19 protein-coding genes are annotated in these 19,153 nt (G+C 72.3%); 13 read left to right on the top strand and 6 right to left on the bottom strand.

Going from position 1 to position 19,153, the window contains the following annotated elements; genetic code table 11:
• The first annotated feature begins 663 nt into the window (after positions 1-663).
• The 6 genes from ACIGXM_RS19185 (at position 664) to paaE (ending at position 5,809) form a co-directional block, all read left to right on the top strand.
• Positions 664-1,929, top strand: a complete 1,266-nt coding sequence (locus tag ACIGXM_RS19185) for a M20 family metallopeptidase (protein ID WP_396562327.1) — start codon at positions 664-666, stop codon at positions 1,927-1,929.
• Positions 1,930-2,072: 143 nt separating this feature from the next.
• Positions 2,073-3,059, top strand: a complete 987-nt coding sequence (gene paaA / locus ACIGXM_RS19180) for a 1,2-phenylacetyl-CoA epoxidase subunit PaaA (protein ID WP_396562325.1) — start codon at positions 2,073-2,075, stop codon at positions 3,057-3,059.
• Positions 3,052-3,339, top strand: coding sequence for a 1,2-phenylacetyl-CoA epoxidase subunit PaaB (paaB, locus tag ACIGXM_RS19175; RefSeq protein ID WP_396562323.1), 288 nt, complete (start codon positions 3,052-3,054; stop codon positions 3,337-3,339). Before paaA ends, paaB begins: the two co-directional genes overlap by 8 nt.
• An 18-nt stretch (positions 3,340-3,357) precedes the next feature.
• The gene (paaC, locus tag ACIGXM_RS19170; protein ID WP_396562321.1) at positions 3,358-4,236 is read left to right on the top strand and encodes a 1,2-phenylacetyl-CoA epoxidase subunit PaaC; all 879 of its coding nucleotides are present in this window, start codon (positions 3,358-3,360) and stop codon (positions 4,234-4,236) included.
• Complete coding sequence (gene paaD, locus ACIGXM_RS19165; RefSeq protein ID WP_396562319.1) at positions 4,230-4,739, top strand: 1,2-phenylacetyl-CoA epoxidase subunit PaaD; 510 nt, start codon at positions 4,230-4,232, stop codon at positions 4,737-4,739. The genes paaC and paaD overlap by 7 nt, the downstream gene beginning before the upstream one ends.
• A complete protein-coding gene (gene paaE / locus ACIGXM_RS19160) occupies positions 4,739-5,809 on the top strand; it encodes a 1,2-phenylacetyl-CoA epoxidase subunit PaaE (RefSeq protein ID WP_396562317.1) in 1,071 nt (356 codons plus the stop codon). The genes paaD and paaE overlap by 1 nt, the downstream gene beginning before the upstream one ends.
• Here the strand turns inward: paaE and ACIGXM_RS19155 are convergent.
• Together ACIGXM_RS19155 and ACIGXM_RS19150 are read right to left on the bottom strand one after the other, a co-directional pair.
• The gene (locus ACIGXM_RS19155) at positions 5,797-6,891 is read right to left on the bottom strand and encodes an FAD-dependent oxidoreductase (protein ID WP_396562315.1); all 1,095 of its coding nucleotides are present in this window, start codon (positions 6,889-6,891) and stop codon (positions 5,797-5,799) included. The two genes, paaE and ACIGXM_RS19155, sit on opposite strands and share 13 nt — an antisense overlap.
• A 39-nt stretch (positions 6,892-6,930) precedes the next feature.
• Positions 6,931-7,302, bottom strand: coding sequence for a YbjQ family protein (locus tag ACIGXM_RS19150; protein ID WP_396562313.1), 372 nt, complete (start codon positions 7,300-7,302; stop codon positions 6,931-6,933).
• A 117-nt stretch (positions 7,303-7,419) separates the two neighbouring features.
• On the opposite strand from ACIGXM_RS19150, the gene ACIGXM_RS19145 reads away from it, so the two are divergent.
• Both ACIGXM_RS19145 and ACIGXM_RS19140 read left to right on the top strand, forming a co-directional pair.
• The gene (locus ACIGXM_RS19145) at positions 7,420-8,340 is read left to right on the top strand and encodes a hypothetical protein (RefSeq protein ID WP_396562311.1); all 921 of its coding nucleotides are present in this window, start codon (positions 7,420-7,422) and stop codon (positions 8,338-8,340) included.
• Between the two features lie 46 nt (positions 8,341-8,386).
• Positions 8,387-9,109, top strand: a complete 723-nt coding sequence (locus ACIGXM_RS19140) for a peptidyl-tRNA hydrolase (protein WP_396562309.1) — start codon at positions 8,387-8,389, stop codon at positions 9,107-9,109.
• Positions 9,110-9,251: 142 nt separating this feature from the next.
• Here the strand turns inward: ACIGXM_RS19140 and ACIGXM_RS19135 are convergent, their stop codons facing one another.
• Positions 9,252-9,818 carry a PadR family transcriptional regulator gene (locus ACIGXM_RS19135; protein WP_396562307.1) on the bottom strand — a complete coding sequence of 189 codons (567 nt, stop codon included), beginning with the start codon at positions 9,816-9,818 and terminating at the stop codon, positions 9,252-9,254.
• 79 nt (positions 9,819-9,897) lie between these two features.
• On the opposite strand from ACIGXM_RS19135, the gene ACIGXM_RS19130 reads away from it, so the two are divergent.
• The 3 genes from ACIGXM_RS19130 to ACIGXM_RS19120 all read left to right on the top strand — a co-directional run bounded on the left by ACIGXM_RS19130 (position 9,898) and on the right by ACIGXM_RS19120 (position 12,842).
• A complete protein-coding gene (locus ACIGXM_RS19130; protein WP_396562305.1) occupies positions 9,898-10,485 on the top strand; it encodes a hypothetical protein in 588 nt (195 codons plus the stop codon).
• Between the two features lie 54 nt (positions 10,486-10,539).
• Positions 10,540-11,877 (top strand): carotenoid oxygenase family protein, encoded by a 1,338-nt coding sequence (locus tag ACIGXM_RS19125; RefSeq protein ID WP_396562303.1) that lies wholly within the window; start codon positions 10,540-10,542, stop codon positions 11,875-11,877.
• Between the two features lie 206 nt (positions 11,878-12,083).
• Positions 12,084-12,842 carry a hypothetical protein gene (locus ACIGXM_RS19120; protein WP_396562301.1) on the top strand — a complete coding sequence of 253 codons (759 nt, stop codon included), beginning with the start codon at positions 12,084-12,086 and terminating at the stop codon, positions 12,840-12,842.
• 231 nt (positions 12,843-13,073) lie between these two features.
• On the opposite strand, the gene ACIGXM_RS19115 is transcribed toward ACIGXM_RS19120, so the two are convergent.
• Positions 13,074-13,583 carry a hypothetical protein gene (locus ACIGXM_RS19115; RefSeq protein WP_396562299.1) on the bottom strand — a complete coding sequence of 170 codons (510 nt, stop codon included), beginning with the start codon at positions 13,581-13,583 and terminating at the stop codon, positions 13,074-13,076.
• A gap of 407 nt (positions 13,584-13,990) precedes the next feature.
• Positions 13,991-14,791: a helix-turn-helix domain-containing protein gene (locus ACIGXM_RS19110; RefSeq protein ID WP_396562297.1), complete on the bottom strand. Its 801-nt coding sequence runs from the start codon at positions 14,789-14,791 to the stop codon at positions 13,991-13,993.
• A 3-nt stretch (positions 14,792-14,794) separates the two neighbouring features.
• Between ACIGXM_RS19110 and ACIGXM_RS19105 the strand changes: the two genes are divergently transcribed.
• Together ACIGXM_RS19105 and ACIGXM_RS19100 are read left to right on the top strand one after the other, a co-directional pair.
• Complete coding sequence (locus ACIGXM_RS19105; protein ID WP_396562295.1) at positions 14,795-15,163, top strand: hypothetical protein; 369 nt, start codon at positions 14,795-14,797, stop codon at positions 15,161-15,163.
• Positions 15,164-15,185: 22 nt separating this feature from the next.
• Positions 15,186-15,410 (top strand): hypothetical protein, encoded by a 225-nt coding sequence (locus ACIGXM_RS19100; RefSeq protein ID WP_396562293.1) that lies wholly within the window; start codon positions 15,186-15,188, stop codon positions 15,408-15,410.
• A 154-nt stretch (positions 15,411-15,564) separates the two neighbouring features.
• On the opposite strand, the gene car is transcribed toward ACIGXM_RS19100, so the two are convergent.
• Positions 15,565-19,092, bottom strand: coding sequence for a carboxylic acid reductase (gene car, locus ACIGXM_RS19095; protein WP_396562291.1), 3,528 nt, complete (start codon positions 19,090-19,092; stop codon positions 15,565-15,567).
• Positions 19,093-19,153 lie beyond the last annotated feature (61 nt).

The following is a 19,153-nucleotide window of genomic DNA, read 5'->3' as shown; positions in this document are numbered from 1 at the left end:
GGGGGGGCGGGCGGGGCGCCGGGGGCGCGGGGCGGCCCCCCCCCCCGGGGCCGCCCCCCCCCCCCCCCCCCCCCCCCCCCCCCGCCGCGGGGGGGGGGGGGGGGGGGGGCCCCCCCCCCCCCCCCCCCCCGGCCGTCGCTCGGAGCGACCCCCCGCGCCCCTGTCGGCCCGTCACCCGTCCGGAGGGTATCCGGCCGGCCTCGGGCGTTCGCCCTGCCGAAGTGCCGCGGCGGGTCCATCGTGGAGGTGTGGGCGCGATCCGGTGACCGCGCCCGCTCCGGCCGGTCCGGGTCCGAGCGCTGCGACGCGCCGTCAGACGCGCCACGACGACCCCGCGCGCGCCCCCGGTCCGGGCCGCGGAGCAGGGCCACCTCGCAGGAGACCGAACGGTTCTTCTAGGCTCACCTCGGCCTTACCTGCCGCGGTGCCCGCGCCGCGCAGCGGAGGCCGCCCCAGCGGGGTCCCGAGCGAGCCGGGATCCCGGACCGAGCGAGGAGGACGCATGTCGACCAGCCGTTCCATCGCACCACGCCGTCTCTGGCCACCTGCGGTGACCGGAAGCGGCGGCCGGCGTGCCGAGCGTGACCAGGGGGTGTGCCGGCAGGTGCCCGCGCCACTGAGTGCGGAATGCCTGAGTACGGGAAGCCGCCGCGGAGGTGCCCGATGAGCCCGAACGCCACGGCCCCCGCCGCCCCGACCGAGTCCGCCGGCGAGCCCGACACCACCAGCGCGCCCGGCGGCGACGACCCCGCCCCCGGGACCGAGGCACTGCCCGGCCTGTCGGGCACCCTCGCCGCCCGTGCCCGGACGATGGAGGGCAAGGTCCGACGCCGCTGCGCCGAGCTGGCCCGGATCGAGTCCCCGAGCGGCGACGCCAGCCGCCTCGACCAGCTCGCCGACGAGCTGGCCGCCGGCTACCGGGCCACCGGCGCCGAGGTGCGCCGCGAGCCGGGCCCGGCCGGCGACCACCTGCTGATGCAGTGGCCCGGCCAGGACGAGTCGCTGCCGCACCTGCTCTTCGTCGGCCACCACGACACCGTCTGGCCGGCCGGGACGCTCGCCGACTGGCCGGTGACCGAGCACGACGGCATGCTCTGCGGCCCCGGCGTGCTCGACATGAAGGCCGGACTGGCCCTGCTCGAAGGCGCGTTCTCCATGCTCGCCGACCTCGGCCTGCGCCCGCACCACCCGGTCCGGGTGGTGGTGACCGCGGACGAGGAGATCGGCAGCCCGGACGGCCGCCGCGTGGTGGAGCGCCAGCTGCCGGGCGCGGCCGCCGTGTTCGGCCTCGAACCGCCGCACGAGGACGGCCGGTTGAAGACCGCCCGGCGCGGCAGCACCCGGGTGAAGCTGACCGTCACCGGTCACGAGGCGCACGCCGGTAACCACCCGGAGGACGGCACCTCGGCCGTGGACGAGCTGGTGGACCAGCTGGTCGCGGTCCGCGGCCTGGCCTGCCAGCCCGGCACCGAGCTCAACACCGGCCGGATCCGCGGCGGCACCCGGGCGAACGTGGTCGCCGGGCAGGCCGAGGCCGAGCTGGGCCTGCGCTTCTCGACTCCCGAGGCCCAGCGCAGCACCCTGGACACGCTGGCCCACCTGACCGCGCTGCGCCCCGGCGCGCTGGTCCACACCGAGGTGCTGTCCAGCCGGCCGGCCTGGCCCGAGCGTGAGGGCAACCCGTTGCTGCGGCACGTGCGTTCACTCGCCGCCGCGCTCGGCCAGCAGGTGGACGGCGCGCCGGCCGGCGGGGCGGGGGACACCAACCTGGCGGGTGCCCGCGGCCTGCCCACCCTGGACGGCCTGGGCGCGGTCGGCGCCGGCCCGCACGCCCGGGACGAGCACATCGCGCTGGACCAGCTGGCGCCGCGGATCGCCCTGCTCGCCGGTCTGCTCGCGGTTCCCCTCCCGCGCCTGCGCTCGCGCTGACCCCACCGCGGGTGGTGGTGTGCGGTCCGATTCCGCCGGACCGCACACCACCACCCGGCCAAAGATCCCGACAGGGCTTGTCACCGGTAGGGGGCTCACTACACAATGGAACCGACCGAACGGTCAGTCGGGAGGTAGGTGCCATGGTGGCAGCGCAGTCGGCCGAGCCGGCGGAGGAGACACCGACCGCGCTCGCGGAGCGCTTCGAGGCGGTGATCGCCGCCGAACAGCGGGTCGAGCCGCGGGACTGGATGCCGGACGCCTACCGGGCGACCCTGATCCGGCAGATCGCCCAGCACGCGCACTCCGAGATCATCGGCATGCAGCCGGAGGGCAACTGGCTCACCCGGGCGCCCTCGCTGCGCCGCAAGGCGATCCTGCTCGCCAAGGCGCAGGACGAGGCGGGCCACGGCCTGTACCTCTACGCGGCCGCCGAGACGCTGGGCGCCGACCGGGCCGAACTCACCGAGAAGCTGATCTCCGGCCGGCAGAAGTACTCCTCGATCTTCAACTACCCGACGCTGAACTTCGCCGACGTCGGCGTGATCGGCTGGCTGGTGGACGGCGCGGCGATCTGCAACCAGGTCCCGCTCTGCCGCTGCTCGTACGGCCCGTACGCGCGCGCGATGGTCCGGGTCTGCAAGGAGGAGTCGTTCCACCAGCGCCAGGGCTACGAGCTGTTGATGACGCTGATGCGCGGCACCGAGGCCCAGCGGCGGATGGTGCGGGACGCGGTGGACCGCTGGTGGTGGCCGTCGCTGATGATGTTCGGCCCGCCGGACGGCGACTCGCCGAACACCGCGCAGTCGATGGCCTGGCGGATCAAGCGGCACACCAACGACGAGCTGCGCCAGCGTTTCGTCGACATGACCGTCCCGCAGGCCGAGCACCTCGGGGTCACCCTCCCCGACCCCGAGCTGCGCTGGAACGAGGACCGCGGCAGCTGGGACTTCGGCGAGCCGGACTGGACCGAGCTGCAGCAGGTGATCAAGGGCAACGGGCCCTGCAACACCCAGCGGATGGACCGCCGCCGGGACGCCCACGAGGAGGGCGCCTGGGTCCGCGAGGCCGCGCTGGCCCACGCGGCGAAGCGGGCGAAGCGCGAGCAGTGCGAGGAGAGCAATGTCTGAGACGTCCTGGCCGCTCTACGAGGTCTTCGTGCGCCCGCGCCGCGGCCTGAACCACGTGCACGTCGGTTCGCTGCACGCGCCCGACGACCGGATGGCGCTGCTCGCCGCCCGTGACCTCTACACCCGCCGCAACGAGGGCGTCAGCCTCTGGGTGGTCCGCTCGGACGCGATCACCGCCTCCACCCCCGACGAGCGCGACCCGTTCTTCGAGCCGAGCGGGGACAAGGTCTACCGCCACCCGACCTTCTACGACATCCCCGAGGATGTCCCGCACATCTGAGCCGAGCTGGGGACCACGATGACGGACGATCACGTCTACCTGACACTGGCCGAGTCGGACCACGAGGCCGAGGCCCGCTGGGCCTACGGCACGGGCTTCGCCGACCCGCTGCTCGGCGTCGACACCGCGCTGCCGCCGAACGTCGACGGGGCCGACCTTTCGCTCTACTGCCAGTTCCTCGGCGACGACGCGCTGGTCCTCGCCCAGCGGTTGATCGAGTGGTGCACCCGGGCGCCCGAGCTGGAGGAGGAGGTCGCGCTGGCCAACCTCGGGCTGGACCTGCTCGGCCAGGCCCGGCTGCTGCTCACCCGGGCCGGCCAGGCGGACGGCAGCGGGCGCACCGAGGACGACCTGGCGTACTGGCGCGCCGAGCACGAGTTCCGCAACGTCCGGCTGGTGGAGCTGCCGAACGGCGACTTCGCCTTCTCGATGGCCCGGCTGCTGGTCTTCGCCACCGCCCGCCGGGCGCTCTACCAGCGGCTGGCCGCCGCCGCGGTGGACCCGGTGCTGACGGCGACGGCCGCCCGGGGCGTCAAGGAGCTGGCCTACCACCAGGAGTACGCGGCGGCCTGGACGGTCCGGCTGGGCGACGGCACGGCGTACTCGGCCGAGCGGATGCAGGCCGGGCTGGACGCGGTCTGGCCACTGCTGGCCGAGCTGTTCACCCCGCACGAGGTGGAGCTGCGGCTCGGGCTCGACCCGGCCGCCCTGCGCGAGGAGGTGCTGGCCGAGCTGGCCGGCACCATCGGGGTGGCCCGGCTGGCGGTGCCGGACGCCCGTCCACTGGCACTGGTCGGCGGGCGCGGCGGCCGGGACGGCGTGCACACCGAGCACCTGGGCCGGCTGCTGGCCGAGTTGCAGTGCGTGGCCCGGGAGCACCCGGGGGCGACATGGTGACGACCGCGGCCGTGCTGCCCGACCCCGCCGTGGTGGCGGGTGCGGTGCCCGATCCCGAGCTGCCCGTGCTGACCCTGGCCGACCTCGGTGTGCTGGCCGGGGTCGAGCGGGCGGACGGCGGCGCGGTCACGGTCTGGCTCACCCCGACCTACTCGGGCTGCCCGGCGGTCGCCGAGATGGCGGCCGACGTGGCGACCCGGTTGGAGGCGGCGGGCTTCCCGGACGTCCGGGTCCGGCTGCGACTCGACCCGCCGTGGAGCAGCGACCAGATCACCCCGGCCGGCCGGGCGAAGCTCGCCGCCGCGGGGATCGCCCCGCCGGGACCGGCCGCCGCCGGCCCGACCCCGGTCCGGCTCGGCCCGACCCGGCTGGCCGCGGTGGCCTGCCCGCAGTGCGGTTCGACCGAGACGGAGGAGCTGTCCCGGTTCGGTTCCACCGCCTGCAAGGCGCTCTGGCGCTGCCGGTCCTGCCGGGAACCGTTCGAACACCTGAAGGAGATCTGATGGCGCCGCGTCGCGCGCAGTTCCACCCCCTGCGGATCTCCGCGATCGAGCGCCTGTGCGACGACGCGGTGGCGGTCACCTTCGACGTCCCGGACGAGCTCGCCGCCGACTTCGCCTTCAAGGCGGGCCAGACCCTCACCCTGCGCCAGGTCACCGGGAGCGCGGACGAGCGGCGCTCGTACTCGATCTGCTCGCCGGTCGGCGGGCCGCTGCGGATCGCGGTCCGCGAGGTGCCCGGCGGCCTGTTCTCCGGGCAGTTGGTGCACCGGGCCGCGGTCGGCGACGTGATCGAGGTGCTGCCGCCCAGCGGCGCCTTCACCGCCGACCTGGGCGTGCCCGGCCGGCACGTGCTGCTGGCGGCCGGCTCCGGGATCACCCCGATGCTGTCGATCGCCGGCTCGGTGCTGGCCGCCCACCCCGACTCCCGGGTCACCCTGCTCTACGGCAACCGGCGCAGCGACACCGTGATGTTCACCGACGAGCTGGCCGACCTCAAGGACCGCCACCTGGCCCGGTTCGAGCTGGTCCACGTGCTCTCCCGGGAGGTCCGGGACGCCGAGCTGCTCAGCGGTCGGCTGGATGCCGAGCGGGTCGGCGCGCTGCTCGAGGCGCTGGTGGACGTCCCGGCGGTGGACCACTGGTGGCTCTGCGGGCCGCACGGCATGGTGGCCGCCGCCCGCGAGCTGCTCGGCTCGCTCGGGGTGCCGGCCGGCGCGGTGCACCAGGAGCTGTTCGTCGCCGAGGACGAGCCGATCGCCGAGCGCCCGCCGGTCGAGGAGCTGGCCCCGGGCGACCTCAGCGAGGTCACCCTGGTGCTGGACGGGCGGCGCAGCGAGCTGCGGCTGCCGCGCGACCGCAGCGTGCTGGACGGCGCCCAGCACGCCCGCCCGGACCTGCCGTTCGCCTGCAAGGGCGGGGTCTGCGGCACCTGCCGGGCGCTGGTCACCGAGGGCGAGGTCGAGATGCGCCGCAACTTCGCGCTGGAGGAGAAGGAGCTGGCCGCGGGCTACGTGCTGACCTGTCAGGCCCGTCCGGTCTCCGACCGGGTGACGGTCGACTACGACCGCTGACCGACGCCGGCGACCGGCCGGCCGAGCAGCCGCGCGATCTCGTTGACCGCTGCCCGGCCGGCCCGGTTGGCGCCGATGGTGGAGGCCGAGGGGCCGTAGCCGACCAGGTGGATCCGCGGGTCGGCGACCGCCCGGGTGCCGTCCAGCCGGATCCCGCCGCCCGGCTCGCGCAGGTGCAGCGGGGCGAGGTGGCCGGTCTCGGGGCGGAAGCCGGTGGCCCAGACGATCGCGTCCACCGGCAGCTCCCGGTCGCCGTCCGGTCCGTGCCAGAGCACCCCGCGCTCGGTCAGCCGGTCGAACATCGGCTGCCGGTGCAGCGCGCCCAGCTCGCGGGCCCGGCGCAGCGCGACGGACGGACCGAGCCCGGTCACGCTGACGACGCTGCGCACCGGGAGCCCCTGACGGACCCGCTCCTCCACCAGCGCGACCGCGGCCCGGCCGGCCTCCGGGCTGAAGGGCCCGTCCCGGAAGACCGGTTCACGGCGGGTCGCCCAGACCGTCTCGGCCACCGCCGCCAGCTCCGAGAGCAGCTGGATCGCCGAGGCCCCACCGCCGACCACCACGACCCTCCGCCCGGCGAAGCCCTCCGGGCCGCGGTAGTCGGCGTAGTGCAGTTGGCGGCCGGCGAAGTGGCCGGAGTAGTGGGGGAGGAACGGGCGGGTCCAGGTCCCGGTCGCGTTGATCAGGGCGCGGGCGGACCAGCTGCCGGCGTCCGACTCGACGAGGAGCCTCCCGCCCCCGGTCGGCCGGACCGCGCCGACCCGCGCCGGGCGCACCACCGGGAGCGAGTGGCGGGCCTCGTAGGCCGCGAAGTACCCGGGCACCACCTCGCGCGCCGGGGCGTCCGGGTCCGGCTCCGGCAGCTCGAAGTCCGGCAGGTCGTGGAAACCGTGCACGGTGGCCATCCGCAGCGAGGGCGAGCGGTGCGCCCAGGCGCCGCCGGGCGCCGGGTCGGCGTCCAGCACCACGAAGTCGTCGTACGGTGCGAAGCCCCGACGCCGCAGGTGGTAGGCGGCGGAGAGGCCGGCCTGGCCCGCGCCGATCACCACGACGTCGAGGTTAGTTGCACCGTAAACAGTCATGCCCCTGAAACATCAGGGGCGCGACCGGATGTTCCCGGCTCAGCCGGCCGGACTGATCACCACCGCCGTGCCGTACGCGCAGATCTCCGTTCCGAGGTCGGCCGCCTCGGTCACGTCGAAGCGCATCATCAGCACCGCGTTGCCGCCGCGCGCCCTGGTCTGCTCGATCAGCCGTTCCATCGCCTGGTTGCGGCTCTCCACCAGGGTCTTGGTCAGGCCGCGCAGCTCCCCGCCCATCAGCGACTTCAACGAGGCGCCGATCTGGGTGCCGATGTGCCGGCTGCGCACGGTGAGGCCGAAGACCTCGCCGATCACCCGGTCCACCCGGTAGCCCGGCACGTCGTTGGTGGTCACGACCAGGATGTCCGTGCCCGCGCTGGGGCCCCCGCCGTACTCGTCAAGGTTGCTCATGGGGCCATCCTGTCATGGGGCCGTGCCGCGCGACGGCGGCGCGGACGTCCGCCCAGCGCGCCCGAAAAGCTGTCACGGACCGGTGAGCGGCGCTCGGAAAAGCCGTACCGTAGGCGCATGGGCGAGCGAGGCGATCATCCGCAGGGGTCGGGCGCGACGGACAATCCGGGGGCGCTGGAGATCGAGGCGACCGTGGTACTCGGCATCCGGGTCACGGACTGGCCCGCGCTGCGCGACGCGGCCCGGGCGGCCGTCGAGGAGCTGGACTTCACCGGGATCGACCCGGCCGGCCAGCGCCGGGAACTGCTCCGCGAGGTCTCCGAGGACCCGCACGCCGCGCTCGGCGCGCTGCTCCACCCCGACCGGCTGATCGGCGCGGTGCCCGGCATCGAGCCGCTCGGCGGGACGCTGGAGATCAGCACCACCGACGATTTCGCGCCGGACTTCGCCGAGCTCTTCCCGCTCGACTCCGAGGACAGCGAGCCGGGCGACTGGACCCTCACCCCGCGCACCGCCTGCCTGCTGCACACCCAACTGCTGGCGCTGGCCGACGCCGCCTACGACGACCTGGAGGAGCACGGCGGCGAGGCGGTGACCGAGCAGGACGACCAGGACTGGGCGGTCTTCGCCAGGCTGCCGCGCAGCAGCTGGCCGATGCACCGGGCCTGGCGGCGGGCGATGGCCCGGGCCTTCGACGACCTGGCCGAGGACCTCGGCCTCGGCGAGTGGCCGCTGCCCCGCTGCCCGGGCGAGGAGCTGGCGCTGCGCTTCGCGCTCGCCGACGCCCGGACGCTGCTGGTCGCCCAGCCGCAGGCGGTGGCCGACCTGATGGGCGAACTGCCCGCGGACCTCTACGACTACGACTGGGACGGCTGCGCGGACGAGCTGCTCGGCGTCTACGACCTGGGCGGGCAGGACCCGGACGAGGACGCCCGGGTGCGGCTGGACACCCTGCTGGCGGCCACCCACCCCGAGGGCTGGTTCCTCACCTACGAGGAGGCCGAGGAGCGCGAACCGGGGCGCGGCTACCGTCGCTGAACGGGGGCGGGTTCGGGTCTCCGGGCCGTCCTGGCATTCTTGACCGGTGACTTCACCGTTCGATGCCCCGAGTCAGGCCGACGCCCCAGACGGCCGTGACGCCAACCCGCAGTACGTCCTCCCGCTGGTGGTCCGGCTGGAGAAGGCCGAGCCGCCGGCCCGGACCGACGCGCTGGAGACCTCGGCCCGCGCGGTGCTCACCCTGCTCGCCGACCCGCGGGCGACCGGCGAGGGCGAGTGGGCCGCGGCACTGCACGCCTGGGAGGACGGCCGGATCCGCAAGGTGGTCCGGCGGGCCCGGGGCGGCGAGTGGCGCAAGGCGAGCTCGCTGCCCGGGATCACCGTCACGGGTGCCGCGGCCGAGGTCCGGGTCTACCCGCCGGTCCCGCTGGACGGCTGGCCCAAGGAGCTGGTGAAGTTGCAGGTCTCCGGCACCGAGCTGGCCGACCCGGTCGAGCCCGGCGCCCCCGCGCCCGGTGTCCCGGTGCTCTGGCTCAACCCCGGGCTGGAGATGAGCGCCGGGAAGACCATGGCGCAGACCGGGCACGCGGCCCAACTCGCCTGGTGGCGGCTGACCGAGGTCCAGCGCAAGGAGTGGGCGGAGAGCGGTTTCGCGCTGGCGGTGCGGACCGCCGGCCCAGCGCGGTGGGCCGAACTGACCGCGAGCGGACTGCCGTTGGTCCACGACGCCGGATTCACCGAGATCGCCCCCGGGCTGACTGTTGCACTGGAAGGCGGCGAGCGCTACTGCCCCGTCGGGCGCCTATGACGCTCGTGAACGCACCGCTCTGACCCGACACGGCAGCGTAGCGGGTGAGCCGCGTGCGTTCCCGGCAGTCGCGAGGGCTGACGAGCCGGTCCGAGCTTGGGAAGCCGGGGAGTCGTCGGGGCTGGGTCATGTGGCCAGCCGGTCAGGCCGTGTCGGCCGGGGTCCCGGCTGAGGCCCCGGCGGCGCGGGCCTGGCGCGCGTCGAGTTGGCCGATGGCCCACTCGGTCCATTCCAGGTTCATGGCCATGAGGCGGTGGCCGTATTCGAGAGCCAGGTGCCCGTAGATCGCGATGTCGTCGGCCTCCCAGTCGGCCGCCTCCTCGATGTGGTCCAGCATCTTCTGCTTCTCTGTCGTCACCTCAGCCTCCTGGCGCAGGTAGTCGGTGGCCTGCTGGTGGGTCAGGTTGCCCAGGAAGAAGATCCGCAGCAGCGTCTCGTTGCGCCTCACCCGGTTGGGCTCGGTTTCGGTCAGCCAGTGCACGAGTTCGGTGCGGCCCGCCTCGGTGATCAAGTACTCCTTGCGGCCCCGCGGCCCCTCCTCGCCCACCTGTAGCAGACCTTCGTCGCACAGGTACCCGAGTTCCCGGTAGACCTGGCTCTGGTTCGCCGGCCATGCGTTGGCCAAGGTCGTGTTGAACGCGGCGATCAGGTCGTAGCCGCTCGCCGACTTGTTGTTGAGCAGGCCGAGAAGCGCATGTCGGAGACTCATGTCCTGAACTATACCTCCCACTGTTGACAGGTCATCAGTCGACATCCTACTTTTCACATGTCACAAGTAGGACGATCGAATGGACACCGCCATGAGCCTGCTCCGCAGCGCCTTTCCGTGGATCTTCTTCACCGCGCTGGCCTCGACCAGCTGGAAGACTGCCGCCATCGCCGCGGCCGTGAGTTCCCTCGTGATCGTGGTGCAGAAGCGCCGCGCCGGCACCGGATGGGAGGACCTGATCCTCGATGTCGGCACGCTCCTCTACTTCGTCCTCGTCGCCGCCATCGCATCCGTCTCGCCGCACTCCTCCCTCCAGCCTTATTCGGGAGCCGGATCGCATGCCTTCCTGGGCCTGGTCGCGTGGTTCAGCATCGCCGTCCGCAAGCCGTTCACGATGGCCTTCGCCAAGCGGAGCACGCCCAAGGAGATCTGGGCCGAGCCGCGCTTCCTGAAGGTGAACATGACCATCAGCACGTTCTGGGCCTCGATGTTCATCATCACCGCGCCGCTGATCGCGCTGGCCTACCACGCCACCCACAAGGGCCTCGACGCCACGCTCGTCCAGCTGATCGGCATGGCCGTCGCGGGTTTCTTGACCGTCCGCTACGCCGCGCACGCCCGCGCCAAGGCAGCCGCACCGGCCGCCGGCAACTCCGCCGCCGCCTGACCGGCGTCCGCCACGCGAAGCCCGACGAGCCCGCACCCGAGAGAAGAGGCGCTGATGACCACCACCCTCCCCTACTTCCTCGCCGGCAACTACGCCCCGGTCGCCGAGGAACTCACCAGCCACGAGCTGCCCGTGACCGGCGCGATCCCGCCCGAGCTGGCCGGCTGGTACCTGCGCAACGGCCCCAACCCGCACGACGCCGCGAGCGGGCACTGGTTCTTCGGCGACGGCATGATCCACGGCGTACGCCTCGACCGGGGCCGCGCCGTCAGTTACCGCAATCGGTGGGTGCGCACCAGCACCTTCACCCACGGCGCCGAAACAGAGGGCCCGCACGGCGAGGACCTGACCGCCGGGCCGGCCAACACCCACGTGGTGCGGCACGCCGGACGGCTGCTCGCCCTCGTCGAGTCCTCGTACCCGTACGAGATCACCGCCGAGCTCGAGACCGTCGGGAGCTACGACTTCGCCGGTCGGCTGCGCACCGCGATGACCGCCCACCCCAAGACCTGCCCGACCACCGGCGAACTGCACTTCTTCGGCGTCGGCCGCCGCGCGCCGTTCCTCACCTACCACCGGGCCGACGCCGCCGGGAACCTCGTGCTGACCCGGCCGATCGACGTCCCGGCGTCGACCATGGCGCACGACTTCAGTATGACCGCCAAGCACGTGGTCTTCCTGGATCTGCCGGTGGTCCTCACCCCCGTCCCGCCCGGCAGCGGCCTCATGCCCTACCGCTGGGACGAGACCTACCAGGCGCGCGTCGGAGTCCTCCGGCGTGACGACGCGTACGGCGAGGTGCGCTGGCTCAACGTGAACCCCTGCTACGTCTTCCACACCGTCAACGCGTACGACGACGCGGACGGTCGGATCGTCCTGCACGTCCTGCGCTACCTGCGGCGCTTCGACGACGAACAGGCCGGCCACCCGCACGCGGCCACGCTCTGGCGCTGGACCATCGACCTGGCCGCCGGGCGCGTCCACGAGGAGCAACTCGACGACCGCGCCGGCGAGTTCCCGCGCATCGACGACCGCAAGGCGGGTCTGCCCGCCCGGCGCGGCCACGTCACCACCACCCGCACCGGGGCCGACGGGCAGCACGGCGCGATCACCCGCTATGACCTGCACACCGGCGCGACCATCGGCAGCCACGAGTTCGCCGACGGCCGGGTGCCCGGAGAAGCGGCGTTCGTACCCGCCGACGACACCCCGGACGGCCCCGGCTGGCTGGTCAGCTATGTCTACAACCCCGCCACCGACACCAGCGACCTGGTGATCCTGGATGCCGAGCAGCTCGACGCCAAGCCCGTGGCCACCGTGCACCTGCCGGTCCGGGTGCCGTTCGGCTTCCACGGCAACTGGATCCCGGACCGGCCCACGGTCACCGGCTGAGCCGTCGCCCCGGGCCCCTGGTCCCGATCCGGCGCAGGTAGGACCAAGAGACCATCCCTGCGCCCCCGGAGCGCGGGTGAGGACGCGGGGTCGGATCACAGGCAGAGCAACGAGATCCGGTACGCCGGCCATGTGTTGCCGCCCCGGTCTGGCACTGAATTATTCAGCACTATGATGCGCTGCCCGCAGCCAGGATGGAGCAGGAAATGCAAGAAGTCATCAACTACATCGAAGAGCGGCGGAAGCTGTACGAAGCGCATGACTTCTTTGTCCAGCTGTTGGCCGACGAATCGCTGTCCGGGGAGCGGCGCCTCGCGTGGGCACCGAGCGTCATCCCCTTCATCATGGGTTACTCCGACCTGAACAAATACGTCTTTCGTAAGGGTGAGGGTGATGCTCGACTCGAGCACTTGCAGGTCCTGTTGAATGCCCACACCTATGAAGAGGACTTTCATTGGCAGTGGCTGCTGAACGACTTGGACAAGCTCGGAGCCGACAGTCGGATGTCGCTGTCGGACGCCACTCGTGTGTTGTGGGGAGCGGACTTCAAGCACTCCCGGCGCCTCTGCCTCGAGCTGGCATCGCTTGCGTCCGACTCGCCGACGTATGCCGTCTTCGCGATGGTCGAGTCCATCGAGGCCGTTTCGATAACGATCTTCAAGCACTGCCAGGGCATCACCATGCAAGACGGGCGGGAGTGTGAGTTCTTCGGCACGAAGCACTATGCCGCGGAGGCGTCGCACAGCATCAAGTCGCCGGAAGTGGCCGAATCGAGCCTGCCCGCACTCGGCGTGATCCAACGCGAAGAATCAAAACTGATGGTGGACCGGGTCTTCTCGCTGTTCGCCGACTGGTCCACGTCGCTCCTGCGGTTCGCAACCGAGAACGAGGTGCATGCCCGCACCTACGAGAGGATGGTGCGGCAGAGCAAAGACGTGCAACCAGACGCCGGCGCTGTCGGATAACGGGGACCTCGAAGCGGCAGTTCCAAGCACTGATTCTGGTGGCCCGGGGTCCCGGCGCCGGCGCCCTCCACGGTGACGCCCAGTCCGTACGGCCGGGCGGGTCAAGGGGGCGACCGGTTCCACCCCGGTGACGGACGGCAGGTGGGTGAGCAGGAGCTGTCGCAGCTCGGCGGGAAGCAACGTGCGCCCTGTCGTCGCACTGCTGAGGGTCCTGCCGGACGCTTCCCGGGCTCACCCGTGCCGGGAGGGCGCGGCGGCGAGGCTGGCGAGCAGCGCGATCACGTTGATGCGTGCCGTCTTGTCGTTCGTCGCCGCCTGGTGGGCGTCGACGATCCGGGTGTCCACGTCCTCGCCCGGCGTGGCAAGGCCCACCCCCATCAGGTCGACGGTGTACGCGACGTACCGGGCGTGGTCGGCCGCGGCACTGGCGGCCGTGACGTGGTCGATGCGGGCGGGGTCCGCACCGCGGATCAGCGCGGGGGTGGGCGGCGGGCCCAGCACATCCGCGATCCACCGCGAGAGGGCCTCCCGGGAACAGCCCCGTTCCAACTCGCAGGCCGCCGAGGCGGCGAGCGCCAGGTGGATCAGGAGCAAGCCGAACCACCTGGCGGCCTCGTCGGGAGGCGTTCTCTCGCCGGCCGGTGGCATCACGGCCTCGTACAGAGCGGCGGTGTCACCGGCCCGTACCGCGGAGACGACGGCGTCCACGGCCGTGTTGATGGCATCCTGCTCGCTGGTCACGCCGCCGGTTCTCCTCAAAGGTCTGTGACGGGATACCAACGTAGCGCTCCCACGGACGGATTCGTGCCGCTTCTCCGCGGTTCACTCCCCAGCGGGACACCAGCGTTGCTCGCTCTGGCATGGACGTGTGGGACGGCTGGTACGAATCGAGGGCGCTCAAGAACCCCAGCCACCGATTTCTGTCAGAACCCTTGCGTACCTGCGGGATCAGCTTCACTTCGCTGCACGAGCGCCCGGACAGGACACCGCCGGCTCGGGCTCGGCGGCACCGGCCGATTGCCCGAGGACGGGAGGGACGGGCGAGGATGAGCGGGCAGGCACGGTCTTCCGTCGTGGTGATCAGGGATTCGACACCTCGTGATCACCGGAGGTCGTGCCTGCCTCAGCATCCAGCCCCGGGCCGATCATCACCAGCCCCGCAGACCACCTGATTGCCCATCAACCGGCTGCAACGGCGGGAACGACGCAGCCCTGACTCCCGGGCGGAAGATCTCCGACGGGGTGCGGCCGGCGAGGGTTCGCGCCGTGCGGGTGAGGTGTGCCTGGTCGGCGAAGCCCGCGAAAGCGGCCGCGGCGGCCGCGGACTCGGCCGGTAGTTCGGTCATGGCGGTGCGCAGCATGGCCCACAGGCGTAGCCGCGGGAGCGGGATCCCCACCCAGTCGCGGACGAGGGTGCGCAACCGCGACTGGGAGAGTCCGACCTGGGCGGCGACCGCGCCGATCGTGGTGGTGGACCCGGGGCGGGTGATCTCCCGCACCGCGTGGGCGACCCTTGAATCGAGCGGGGCGCCCGCTCCGGCGAGGGTCGCGAGCTCGGCACGGGCCGCTTCCAGGTCGGCGCTGGGGCCGGGGTGGTCGAGGGCCGCGAGTAGGCGCCGGGTCGCGGTCTCGTTCAGGCGGGTCGGGTCGGTGCCGAGCGCCAGCTCCCACGGGTCCAGGAAGAGGGCGACGTAGGCCGACGAGACGGTGCAGGTGTGTGCCAGCTGCGGCGGCACGATCACGCCGACTGCGGCGGTGCTGCGGTTACCGCCGTAGCCGACCTCGACACCACCGCCGAGCGCGAGCACGATCTTCCACGCCGGGTGCCGGTGGGGGCGTACCCGAAAGGCGCCGGTCTCGGCGAACATCGTCGCTGCCGGGCCGGACGCGAAGTGGAGGCGGCGATCGTTTCGTTCAAGCGTCCACGCCCGGGTCGGCGGCACCGTCATGCCATGAATTCTATTGCGGCCGTCGCCTTGGCGGCCTTCTTGATTGTCAACGGCGTCGCGCACTTCGTGCGCCCGGACTACGTCCGCCGGTTGGTCCCTTCCTGGCTGGGTCGCGCACGACTGCTCGTCGCCGCGGGCGGGGTTGCGCTGATCGTCGACAGTGTTCTCCTCCTCGCGCCGCGGAGCCGAGCGGCGGGCGGGTGGCTCGCCGCGGCGATGATCTCGGTCTTCGTCGTCGCGCATCTCGATGGGCTGGCCCGGGCCGTGGCTGAGCGGCCGCGCCGTGCTCCCGGGTTGGCGAGCGCAACCGTCAAGGTGCTTCTCAACTTCGCCTACATCGGTTGGGCCGTCGCTGTCGCGACGACAGCTTGAGCCTGGGCAGTACACCAGTCTGATGTTCGGTCAGCGATGCCACGGGGCGGGCATCCGGGCGTCCACCGGGCGCACCGGATCTTGCTTCGACGATGCCGTGACCGAGAGCCTCCTCGCATCGCCGGAAACAGAGCTCATCGATCGCACAACCTTCCCCACCCATCACCACGCCAAGCAGACCCTGTTCGCCTACGTCGCGCGTCAGACCTTGTGGCAGGGCCCGTTTCTTGCGGGTCCTGCTGTGTGAGGGAGTCGCCAGTTCCTGGAGTCCGGCCGGGCGGGGCTGGCGGGCGGCAAGTCCGGACCCAGCTAGCATCACGAGCCGATGCCCGGCACCCGCACCGGCCTCCCGGCCGCCGCAGGGCCGGCGATGGCGGGCCCCGCGGCGGTCACGGGTGGTGTCATATCAGGCGGTGCGCCCGGAGATCGGCCGCGTACTTGGTGATCAGGTCCGGTGACAGGCGGGGGATGTCGTTGTCGTCGTCGAGGGCTGCGGCCCGTACTGCCGCGCGGAACCGGTCCGCCGGCAGAGCGGATCCGGCGAGTGCCTGTTCCGGCTCGGTGAAGGCGTGCAGCAGCGGGAGCAGCGAATGCTGCCGCTGGCGGTCGGGCAGGCCGCGCAGGGCGGTCTCGAAGCGGTCGATCCAGTCGGCGTGGTCCTGGACACGTGTCAGGGGATGTCCGGCTGCCAGCAGCCAGTCGACGACCGTGTCGAGTGAGATGCCGTCGTCGTGCGGGTTGACCACGTTGTAGGTCCGGTAGCCCTCTCGTGCGTCGTCACCGAGCGCGGTGATGGCCCGCGCGGTGAAGTCCACCGGGAGCGCGTCGAAGTGCCCGCGGCCGTCGCCGGTGCCCCGGGCGTAGAAGCTGCCGGGTGCGATGCCCGTCGCCAGCAGGCTCAGCACGAGGCGGGTGAAGACATCCGGGACGTTGAGCTGACCGCGGTAGCGCGGGTGCGCGAGGATCATGTTCGAGCGGAAGACGGCGACCGGCAGACCGAACGCTTCGTGCGCCTCGCGCAGCAGCACCTCGCCGGCCCATTTGCTGGCCGCGTAACCGTCGGCGTAGTCACCGTCGAGGTCGCGTGCCCCGCAGGCGGTCCGGATGTCCGCCGACTCGTCGGCGGCTGCCGCGTTCCCGAAGACGACGGCGACCGTCGACAGGTAGGTGAACTGCTTGGTCCGGGAGGTGACCGCGAGCCTGATCAGTTCGGCCGTTCCCAGCACGTTGGGGCCGAACTGCTGGCCGTAGGGCAGGACATGGTTGACCAGTGCCGCCGGGTGGACGATCAGGTCCACGGTGTCGGCCAGCCGCTGCCAGGTCTCCTCGTCGAGCCCGAGACGCGGTTCCCCGATGTCGCCGGCGACCACCTGGAGATGCTGGGCGGCGGACCTGCGGTAGCGCTCCATGAGTTCCGGGTCGCCGCTGTCGAAGGCCGCGTCGAGCCGCGCCCGGGCTTCCTCGGCGGAGGAGCCGCGGACCACGCACACCAGCGTGCCGCCGCGCTCCGCCGCGCGCTCCAGCCACTCGAGGCACAGGAAACGGCCCAGGTAGCCGTTGGCCCCGGTCAGCAGGACGGTCCGGGCCTCGGGTAGCGGACCAGCCGGCCTTTGCCTTTCGGCCTGCTCGACGGTCCGCGCGTCGAGGAACGCGTCCAGTCGCAGCTGGGCCGCGTCGAGCCGCGTCGCGTCCGGGCCGTGGACGCTGTCGGCGGTGGGACGGCGGTGTTCCGCCGCGAGCGCCCGCTCGATGTGATCGGCCACCTGCTGCAGCGAGTTGACCGGGTTGATGATCACGTTGACGGGGACGTCGACGTGAAAGGTCTCCTTCATCAGCTGGGAGAACGACAGCGCCGTGAGGCTGTCACCGCCGAGTTCGAGGAAGCGTGTGCCAAGTTCCACGACACCCTCCTCCAACCCCAGAAGCGCCTGCGCGGCCCGGAGCACGGTCGCCGGTACCGGTTGGTCGGTGCCGGTCTGACGCAGCGTCCGGAGTTCCTCGGCCTCCCGGTCGGACAGCTGGGTGTACAGCGCTTCGAGACGCTCGCCGTACCGCTTCGTCAGGGCCGGCCGCAACGGCTTGCGCATCCCGGAGAGCAGCCCGTTCTCCTGAGTGAACGGCTCGGTCTCGACGAGCAGATCCCGTGGGATCTCGTAGGAGTTCAGCCCCGCCTCGGTGGCGAGCTTCTGCAGGGACTCCCGCAGGATCGGCCTCAGGCGCCGGGCGTCCCCGTCGACGCGGTCGAGGGCGTCCTTCGTCGGCACGACCACCGCGAGCAGGTAGGCGCGGGCGCCGCTGCCGTACAGGAAGATCTGCCGGACGACCGGACTGCCGTTGAAGAGCGCCTCCAGGCGGGAGACGGCGACGAATTCGCCCTGGGACAGCTTGAGGACGTTGGAGCGGCGGTCGACGTACCTCAGTTCGTCGGGGCCGACGCGGGCCATGATGTCGCCCGTGCGGTAGAAGCCGTCCTCGTCGAAGACCTCGGAGGTGGCGTCCGGACGCCGGAAGTACCCGGGGACGAGCCGGTCGGACCTGATCAGCAGTTCGCCCCTGGGGTACGGCGAGTCGGTTCCGAAGTATCCCAGCTCGGGTACGTCGGCCAGCTTGTGGTCGGTCACCGGCGGGCGCAGCACCCGGCCGTCGAGGGAGACGACCCCGCCTTCCGTCGACCCGTAGCCGTCGCGCAGTCTGACGTGGAAGCAGTCCTCGATGAATGCCGTCGTCTCGGCGCTCGGCGGGGCCGAGGCACTGACGGCCCACAGGAGGCGGCCGCCCATGACCTTCTCCCGCAGCTCCTCCATCACCTGTTCGGCCGCATCGCCGCCTGTCCCGGCCCGGCGGGACAACTCCGCCCGGTAGCGCTGGAAGAGCATGTCGGAGATGCGGGGAACCATGACGAATTCGGTGGGACGGACCAGGGAGAGGTCCTCGAAGAGGGTCGACAGGTCGCTGGACGCCGCGAAACAGGCGAGGCCCCCCTTGGCGAGCGTCCCGAACAGCACCCCCCTGCCCATCATGTGACTCAACGGCAGGTAGTTGAGCATGATGGAGGGCCGCGCCGCCTGGCCGGGCATGAAGTCGACCCAGAACTGCCGGACCAGACGCTCGGTGTACATGGCCCCCTTGGGGGTGCCGGTACTTCCCGAGGTGTAGATCAGCGCGCTCAGCGCGTCGGCCGCCGACCCGTCGGGAACCCGGGGGAGCGACGGCAGCGCCCTTCCCCGCTCGACGATCGACGCCAGCGTGTCCAGGGCCACTGTCCGGCCCTGCGCCGCGAGCCGGGCGCGCGCGGACTCCAGCTTCTCCTGGTGGGCGGTGGCCTCGGGTCGGTGGCCGATGACGACGATCCTGCCCAGCGAGGGGGCGTTCGCCGCAACCTCGAGCGCGACGTCCAGCTGGTCGACGTCCACCACGAGCAGGCGCGGTCCGGCCTGCTCGACGATGGGGGCCAGGTGTGCCGCTGGAGCACCCGACTGCAGGGGGACGGACACCGCGCCGGAGCGGACGCAAGCCAGGTCCGCCACGGTGTACTCGGCGCTCGTGGGCCCGAGGAGGGCGACGAAGTCGCCGGGGCCCAGCGCCTGTTCGGGGTGGTGCCGCCACTCGGAGGCCACCGCACCCACCCGCTCCCAGAGTTCGCCGTAGGTGAGCGTGTCGAACCGCTGAAGAAGGCGCAGCGTGGTGCGGCCCGTCTCCGGGTCGGTGACCTGCTCGGTGGCACGCTCGCCCAGGGCGGGGCGGTCGGCGTACGCCTCCATCACGGTGGCCACCAGGTCGGCGAGCGGTAGGTCGGGGCGCCGGATCGCCTCGGCGACGGCGTCCAGGGGCGCAGCGTCACGGAACTGGGCGTCGGTCGCGTACAAGTGGGTGCTTCGTCGGTCAGTACGTGCGTCGAGCTCGTCGGCGGGGAGGTGGGAGCGAGACACGAGTGATCTCCTTTGTGGCCGAGAAAACCTGTTCAGGCGGACGGTGTTGCCGTTCGGGCGG

Origin of the sequence: Kitasatospora sp. NPDC052896 (genome assembly GCF_044547075.1) — a bacterium.
GTDB lineage: Bacteria > Actinomycetota > Actinomycetes > Streptomycetales > Streptomycetaceae > Kitasatospora.
Note: the sequence above shows the minus strand (reverse complement) of the source record. Positions and strands in the feature narration are given on the sequence as shown.